Source organism: Rothia sp. HMSC062F03 (assembly GCF_001836905.1).
GTDB classification, from domain to species: Bacteria; Actinomycetota; Actinomycetes; order Actinomycetales; family Micrococcaceae; genus Rothia; species Rothia mucilaginosa_A.
The window spans coordinates 97,912-105,669 of sequence record NZ_KV830893.1 but is presented as its reverse complement, the minus strand read 5'-3'; the positions used below and the strand labels follow the sequence as shown (position 1 = coordinate 105,669).

Below are 7,758 nucleotides of genomic sequence, written 5' to 3'. Positions count from 1 at the left end.
AAGACGTCAGGTAAAGCTTAAGGGCCTGACCCCGGTGGAATACCGGGTTCAGGCCCTGCAGGAAGCTGCATAGCGGCTACTATTTATAGCGTCCAAGTTTCGGGGCGCAGTTCATCACCTCGTGTGGGGGCTCTTTGCTTGCGTTACAGGTGCAGCCGTGTTTTCCGGAAGCGCCCTCAGGGTGTCACACGGACGCTCTCCGCAGCGGAGCAAGGAGAGGGCGGAGCGTCCGGGTGACGGGTGCCCCTGCGTAGGCGCGGAGGAAACATGCGGCGCACCTATACGCGTGTAGGAGCGAGGACGAACACCGCCTCTCAGCGTGAGAAACGGTTAGGCTGCCGCCTCGCAGAAGGTCACCGTCACGGAGCCGTTACCGCGGTCGCGCATCCACTGCGGCGCGTTCTCGGCCGAGGCGATGGCGCCGTCGCTCACCGACGGGGCGAGGTACGAGCCGCCCGCGCCACCGGCGCCGCCCTGCATCGTGTAGCCCAGGCCCTGGCGCACACCGGTCGGGCTGTTCAGCCACTTCTGGGTCAGCACAATCGAGGAGACGGACTGGGCCGCGCCGGAACCGCCGCCGCCGTAGCCTGCACCGCCACCGCCGGACACCACGGACTGGTAGCCATTGAAGTTCTGCGCGTACGCGCCCTCGTCGTTGTAGACGTCCAGGTCCCAGCTGCGGTCCTCGTAGGTGCCCTTCTCATGCACGCTGGCGGGGTTCTCGTCGAGCTGGTAGGAGTACGCGCCCGCGCCGTCGCCACCGTTGCCCGCGAAGCCGCTCGTGCCCGCGTTACCTGCGACGAACTGGCTGAACAGCACCTGGTTGTTGGTGGTCTCGAAACCGATGACGGGGCCGCTGACCGGCAGGGTACCCGCCGCACCGCCGGCACCGCCCGCACCCGCCGCGCCGCCGGAACCGGAGTTGTAGGTCAGCACCTTGGAGCGTTCAGCCCTATAGATTTCGTAGCCGGGGGTACCGTTGGAGCCTGCCGCTGCGGAGGCGCTACCCGCCGCGTCGAACTGCGGGGATGCATCCGAGCCGAGGGCCGCCACGCCGGCATCGATCTGGCCGTCGAGGTTGGAGTACCAGGGGTCCGCGTAGGACACGCCGGAGCTGGTCATGCCCGCGCCGCCACCGCCGCCGGCGACAGCAACCACGGTGCCGTCAATGAGCAGTGCGGAGGAGCCGCCGCCGGATGCGGCGTAGACCTGGCTCTTGGAGTTTGCCGGGTCAGCGTACTTTGCGTCCACCTGCGCGGTGACGCTGGCGGGGATGGTGTAGGCGGGCACGGAGCCGCCGTTGCCGTAGCCTTCGCCGCCGGCCGTGGGGGTGAGCGAACCGTCGCCGATGCCGCCCGCAGCTGCCACGATCTGCACGGTGGATCCGGGGGTAACCGCAACAACGCCGGTGACCTTCGCGCCGGAACCCGCCGGGGTCATGCGGTTGTTGGTACCGCCCGCGCCGCCAACCAGCTCGAAGCGGAGCTTGTAGACGTTGTTGGGGACGGTGAATGTCTTGACGGTCTTGGCGCCCTCGTCGGTGCCAGAGATGCTGTAGGCAGGGCTGGCCGCCAGGGTACAGTCTGCGGCGACGGATGCCGCGTAGGACGGAACGGTTGCCGATGCCGCGACGACCGGTGCCGCCCAGGCTACGCCCGCGACAAGCTTGCGGCGGGTCAGGGATGAAGACATGGTATGCCCTTTAGGGTGAGAGAAATATTAGGTGGTGTGCGGCGCGACGGTATCTGAATCCAGGCAAGCATCGAATTGCTTGCTTTGGAAAGAAACTCGGCGCCGTTCAAAAGAATACCCTTAACCTCAGCCTTAACATAAATCCCTGGCTTGAGCACGGTATGGGAGCTCTTGGCTGCCTCGCGCCGCTCTCTTCCTGCGCTCCTGCAGGGGAACCCGCCGCACCCGGACGCTCCGCTCATCCTTGCTTCGCTGCGGAGAGCGCCCGGGCGGGCACCCTGATGTCGCTTCCTGAAGGTGCGGCTTTATGCGAGCCGCAGGTTCCGTCCGCGCACGCAACGCCAGCAGAGGGTCTGCAGGTTCTCGGGCTCATTATTGCCGCCGTTAGACAGCGGAACCTTGTGGACAACCTCCAGGACGAGGATTCGTTCACGCATGATGGAGTTGCCGCATCCGGGGTTTTGGCAGGTGTAGTTATCGCGTTCTTTGATGCGTTGGCGTAGCTGCGCGGTCATGAGGGTGCGTTCGCCGCCTTCGGGCCATACCCAGCGTATTTTGCGTTCGAGTGTTTCCGAGAGCGCGTCTAGGGTCGGAGTGTCGAGGGTGACGGTGACGGCACGGTTTTCTTTACCATCTGCTGAGGTGTATTCGAATCGGTAGACGGGGTACGGCACGCTCAGCCCCACGTGGTAGACGTTGAGTTTTTTCCAGAATTCGTCAGCGTAGATCTTGGTGATGAACTGGGGCGGGTTGATGTGTGCGATCATGTCGTCTTCGCGGCGTCGCACGTTGTCGACGGCGGTTTCGAGGCGCGCGATATCGTCGGAGAGGCGCTGCACGTCTTTGAGGGTTTGCAGATTGGCTTCGATGTGGAAGTACTTGATGAGGCTGCCGATGGGGTCCCGTTCAGCTTCGAGAACGACCTGTTCAGAGGATTTATAGATGTGCGGGGGACGTTCGTCAGTTTTCTTCCGCAGCAGCGTCTGCCAGGTTTTAGGTTGCTGAGCCTCAACGGTGGCGAGGTGACCGTACATGCCATTGGTGGAAGTGCCGAGCTCGTAGATTCCGTGAGTGTAGATGTCGTGCACGTAGCTGGCGATTTCGTTGTATTCGCTGGCGAGTGTGGCGGTGCGTTGCCGGTGCATCTGGAATTCGGGGGATGCGAAGTACCGGTTTTTGCGGATGGTTAGGATGATGCCCAGGATGAGCACGATGATAAAGGCGCCGATGACGACGTACCAGAGGGAGAAGACGAGGCATACGGCGAAGAAGATGCCGAACCCTTTGAGGAAGGATTTCATGGGTGTTCCTTTGCGATACGGCGGTGTATCTGTGAGTGTAGATTTCCTCCATTAGGGTATCGGAGGTAGGGGCGATGCGCAAAGCTTTTGGTCGTATCGGTGAGCTACTGAAGAGATTCGGCGGCAGACTTACACCTTCCGGAAGCGCCCTCAGGGTGCCCGAAGCGAAGCGAGGGCGGGTTCCCTGCGACGGCGCGGAGGAAGTGTGTAAGATGCACGCCCTACAAATGTAGACCCGGCGGAGCCAGCAAAAGATTGAGAGGGCGACAGCCTCCTTCCCTTCCAGTTCGTTATGCCGGTATCGCGCACGCAAGCCCTGCCCTTACTGAACCGGGGTCGAGTGTTTTTCCTACGGGGCGGAGGGATGGTGCCCTCCGCAGTGACATCGGGGACATGGAGCGGGGCGAGCGTATTTTCCGGAAGCGCCCTCAGGGTGCCCGAAGCGAAGCGAGGGCGGGTTCCCTGCGACGGCGCGGAGGAAATATACGGAGCACCGCCTCCAGAACAGACACAAGTCAGCTGAGGAGCACCGTCTCTCCGCAAACCAAGAAAACCAAAAGATTAAACACAAAAGCCCTGATTCCGAAGAATCAGGGCTTCATCTGTGCGCGATACTGGGATCGAACCAGTGACCTCTTCCGTGTCAGGGAAGCGCGCTACCGCTGCGCCAATCGCGCTCACAAAACAGTTGTTTTGTTGCGAGGTGAGGACGGGATTCGAACCCGCGTACACGGCTTTGCAGGCCGCTGCCTAACCACTCGACCACCTCACCGCATACGCTCCCCGAGGGGAACGCGTTCGAACTCTTGGAGTCCTTACGAGCGGTTGACGAGACTTGAACTCGCGACATCCACCTTGGCAAGGTGGTGCTCTACCAACTGAGCTACAACCGCATATCAGCGTATTCAATTTGAATCATTCCGTTGGAGTTTTTCGCTCCGTCGTGCTGACAGGTAAATACTATACGGGGTTTTTGAGTGTTTGCCAAATCCTTCGCACAACACCCCGCGTTCCGCGAAATTCCGGGCTAAAACAGGGCATTTTGACTCATTTTCGACGGGGGTCAACAAAATTTATTTTCATGGTGCCAGTCACATTTATGCATTTCGAAGCCGGAGCCGTTCTGCCCCTCACCAACACTCGATGCGGAACACTCGCGGAAAATTCTGTCACCTCGAAAGACTTCTGCGGGGCGCGTAAAAGGGGCGAGGAACCAATTTTGATTCCCCGCCCCTCCCCTATGAAAACCGCAGCAACGAAAATATCAGGCTGGTTTTTCTAGGACTCGTTCCTTTCTAGGCCTCGTCAAAGAAGAGCCGCTCGTAGACCTTGCGGGCGTTGCGGGTCTGGCGCAGGTAGTCCTCTTCGAGGGCGCGGGCGCTGCCGGCGGGGTATCCGCACCAGCGCGCGATGGCCTCAAGGTCGGCGCGACCCGAGGGCAGGGTGTCGGATTGGCGCACGCCGCGTAGCACGTTGCCGCCGCGAATCTTTGTGGCGAGCAACCATGCGCCGCTGAGCACCTCGGCGTCCTCGGCGGTGACCAGGCCCGCCTCGACCGCTGCATCCAGCGCCTTCAGCGTGGAGGTGGTGCGCAGACCCGGCACCGCGTGCGCGTGCCGCAGCTGCAGCAGCTGCACGAGCCACTCAACGTCCGACAGGCCGCCGCGGCCCAGCTTGAGCTGGCGGGTGCGGTCGGCGCCGTGAGGCATGCGTTCGTTCTCCACGCGCGCCTTCATGCGGCGAATCTGCTGCACCTGCTCGGGCGTGAAGGTTGCCGGGTAGCGGTACGGGTCGCTGAGCTCCACGAAGGCCTCGCTGAGCTGTGGGTCGCCGCCGATGGGGCGGGCGCGGGTGAGCGCCTGGAACTCCCAGGTTTCGGCCCAGCGCTCGTAGTAGGAGCGGTAGGAGTCCAACGATCGCACGATGGCCCCCTGCTTGCCTTCGGGGCGCAGGTCGGCGTCCACTTCGAGGGGGCGTTCGGCGCGAATCGGGGGCTTGACGGGCTGCTTGAGCAGGGCGAGGGTGCGGTTCACGATGCGCGCGGCCTGTTCCTGCGCGGCGTCCTCGTCGACCCCTTCGAGAGGTTCGTGTACGAACATGACGTCCGCGTCGGACCCGAAGCCGTTCTCGGCCCCGCCCAGGCGACCCATGCCGATGATGGCGATGCGAGTGAGTAGTTGCTCCCCCGCCGTCTCCCCGGCTTCGGATTCTTCCGCGGTGCTCTGGAGCTCGCGCAGAGCAATCCGTAGCGCCGCGTCAATCGTGCACTCGTCAATGGCGGCCAGGCCGGCGCAGGTGTCCTCGATGTCGACGATGCCCAGCGTCCAGCCCATGGCCGTACGCAGGGTTTCGCGGCGGCGCAGGTAGCGCACGGCGCGCATCGCCTCGACGGCGTCCTCGTGGCGCGCCAGCAGCGAGGAAATCTCGGATTCAAGGGCCTCCTCCCCCAGCGCTTTGAGGTCGTCGACCTTGTCCAGCCAGGCGATGGAGGCGGAGGCATCCTCCAGCAGGTCGGTCATGAGGCGCGAGCTGGAGAGCAGCTGACTCAGGCGCTCAGCGGCGGCCGGCGAGTCGCGGAGCATACGCAGGTACCAGCTGGTGCTACCGAGCGACTCGGAGACGATGCGGAATCCGAGCAGGCCGGCGTCCGCATCCACACCGCGGGCGAACCAGCCCAGCAGCACGGGCATGAGATGCCGCTGAATATCTGCACTGCGGGAAAGCCCCGTGGTGAGGGCCTTGATGTGGCGCATGGCCCCGCGCGGATCGCGGTAACCGAGGGCGGCCAGACGGTCCTGTGCTGCCTGCTCGCTGAGGACCACCTCGTCACGGCTGAGCGTGGAGACGGCGGCAAGTAGCGGGCGGAAGAAGATCCGCTCGTGCAGAGAACGGACGTTCCGTTTAATTTTCTGCCACGCCTTGAGCATCTGCTCGGCAGACAGGGTTCCGTTGCGTTCCGGAGAGAGAATCGAGCGGGCCAGGGCGCGCTGTTCAGCTTCCTTCTCGGGCATCAGGTGGGTGCGGCGCAGCTGCTGCAGCTGGATGCGGTGCTCCAGCACGCGCAGCTTCTTGTAGTCGCGGCTGAACGCCTCGGCGTCGGTGCGGCTGATGTAGCTGACGGCGGTCAGCGCCGCGAGAGAATCCACCGTGGACTTGGTGCGCACAGCGGGGTCGGTGCGGCCGTGCACGAGCTGTAGCAGCTGCACGGTGAACTCGATATCGCGCAGGCCGCCCGGGCCCAGCTTAATCTGGCGGTCCACCTGGTGCGAGGGGATATTGTCGGTCACGCGGGCTCGCATGGCCTGCACGGATTCCACGAAGGATTCACGGGCGGCAGACTCCCAGACGAAGGGGTCAATCGCACGGGTGTAGCGGGCGCCCAGCTGCGCCGAACCGGCGATGGGACGCGCCTTGAGAAGCGCCTGGAACTCCCAGTTTTCCGCCCAGCGTTTGTAGTACTGAACGTAGGATTCGACAGTGCGAACGAGCGGGCCGTCCTTGCCCTCGGGGCGTAGGTTCGCGTCGACCTCCCAGAGGGCGGGCTCGGGCGCGGGGCCCATGATGGCGCGGGTGAGGGCGTGCACGAGTTCCGTACCGATGGTGACGCACTCGTTCTCGGTGAGCTTGAGTGGGGCGGACTCCTCGTCTACCCCGGCGCTGGGTGCGGTGCCAGCGGCGGCGGGTTCCACGGGCGCAACCACGTACACCACGTCGACGTCGGAGATGTAGTTCAGCTCGCGGGCACCGCACTTGCCCATGCCGATAATCGCCAGGTCCAGGGCGTCCACAGCCTCACCGCGGCGAGGAGCCGCCAGGCCCGGGCCCAGCCCCTCCGCCACCTCGGTGCGCGCGATGGCGAGCGCACCCTCCAGCGCGGCGGCGGCCAAATCGGCGAGGTGGCGGCCGATGGTCGGCATCATCTCTACCGGGTCTTCGCAGCACACGTCAATCATGGCGATGCGCGCTAGGGCGGCCCGGTAGGCCACGCGCAGGGTCACGTAGCCATCCTTACCGGTCTGTTCGGCGGCCGCGCGCGGACGCTCCGCGTGCGGGTCGGCGCCCAGGGCGGTGAGGATATCGCGGCGGTAGGGGGTGTCCAGCGGCGCGATGGGGGTCAGAAACTCCCCGTCGGTCTCCGGCAGAATCGAGGCCGGATGCTGGGAGCGAATCAGGGCGCTCTCGGCCGGGTACACCTGCGTGTCGAAGAGCGGGTCGATGAGCTCGGGGCGGCGGTAGAGGAAATCACCAATCGCCTGGGAGGCGCCGAGTATGCGGTACATGCCGAATTCTTCCTCGCCGCGGTTAGCGCGCTCGGCCACTGCCGGGTGCTTCTCGATGAGGCGTACGAGGGCCGGTAGCGCGGTGTCCGGGGAGGGCGAGAGGCGCAGGCCGCTCAGGAGCGCATCCTGCGAGACCGAGGCCAGCTCGGGGGCGTTGAGCCAGCGTTCGGCTTTGGAGGGGTCGTGGAAGCCCGCGGCAATCATGCGGGTGCGCAGGCGTAGCTGGGCCTTGCGTTCGGCTTCGGCGCGCTGGGCTTCGTCGAGTACCTCGGGGGCGATATCGCTGATGGGTTTGGGTTCCTTGGCCGGGTCGACGATGCGAATCAGCCCGGTGGGCGGGTAGTGTGAGCTGTCAGTCATAGCGTGAGAACTGTGGGTAGAAATCCGTGGGGTGGGGAGTAAAGATTCGGCGGTAAAAATCGGCAGCGAAAAGTGAAGCTGATAGGTGCAGCTGATAGGCCTGCGGGCGGTACCCGCCGGTACGT

Annotated in this window: 4 protein-coding genes and 3 tRNA genes; 1 reads left to right on the top strand and 6 read right to left on the bottom strand. The window is 64.3% G+C overall.

The genetic code is table 11. The features are described 5' to 3' along the window. Positions 1-73, top strand: a 73-nt coding sequence (locus HMPREF2674_RS09685) for an IS3 family transposase (protein ID WP_371441260.1), incomplete at its 5' end; no start/stop codon positions are given. Positions 74-330: 257 nt separating this feature from the next. Here the strand turns inward: HMPREF2674_RS09685 and HMPREF2674_RS07630 are convergent. The 6 genes from HMPREF2674_RS07630 to HMPREF2674_RS07605 all read right to left on the bottom strand — a co-directional run bounded on the left by HMPREF2674_RS07630 (position 331) and on the right by HMPREF2674_RS07605 (position 7,633). After that, entirely contained in the window at positions 331-1,692 is a 1,362-nt protein-coding gene (locus HMPREF2674_RS07630; protein WP_070825332.1) for a hypothetical protein, read from the bottom strand. A 305-nt stretch (positions 1,693-1,997) separates the two neighbouring features. Next, a complete protein-coding gene (locus HMPREF2674_RS07625) occupies positions 1,998-2,993 on the bottom strand; it encodes an HNH endonuclease (protein WP_070825331.1) in 996 nt (331 codons plus the stop codon). A gap of 605 nt (positions 2,994-3,598) precedes the next feature. Beyond that, positions 3,599-3,670: transfer RNA gene (locus HMPREF2674_RS07620), tRNA-Val, on the bottom strand. Positions 3,671-3,694: 24 nt separating this feature from the next. After that, positions 3,695-3,765: transfer RNA gene (locus HMPREF2674_RS07615), tRNA-Cys, on the bottom strand. Between the two features lie 48 nt (positions 3,766-3,813). Then, positions 3,814-3,886: transfer RNA gene (locus HMPREF2674_RS07610), tRNA-Gly, on the bottom strand. A 402-nt stretch (positions 3,887-4,288) separates the two neighbouring features. Further along, positions 4,289-7,633, bottom strand: a complete 3,345-nt coding sequence (locus tag HMPREF2674_RS07605) for a bifunctional [glutamine synthetase] adenylyltransferase/[glutamine synthetase]-adenylyl-L-tyrosine phosphorylase (protein WP_210400131.1) — start codon at positions 7,631-7,633, stop codon at positions 4,289-4,291. Positions 7,634-7,758: the final 125 nt, after the last annotated feature.

Bases quoted from the DNA above. Each gene is read 5' to 3' on its own strand.
- HMPREF2674_RS07605 (WP_210400131.1), bottom strand. From the start codon at position 7,633: ATGACTGACAGCTCACACTACCCGCCCACCGGGCTGATTCGCATCGTC.
- HMPREF2674_RS07625 (WP_070825331.1), bottom strand. From the start codon at position 2,993: ATGAAATCCTTCCTCAAAGGGTTCGGCATCTTCTTCGCCGTATGCCTC.
- HMPREF2674_RS07630 (WP_070825332.1), bottom strand. From the start codon at position 1,692: ATGTCTTCATCCCTGACCCGCCGCAAGCTTGTCGCGGGCGTAGCCTGG.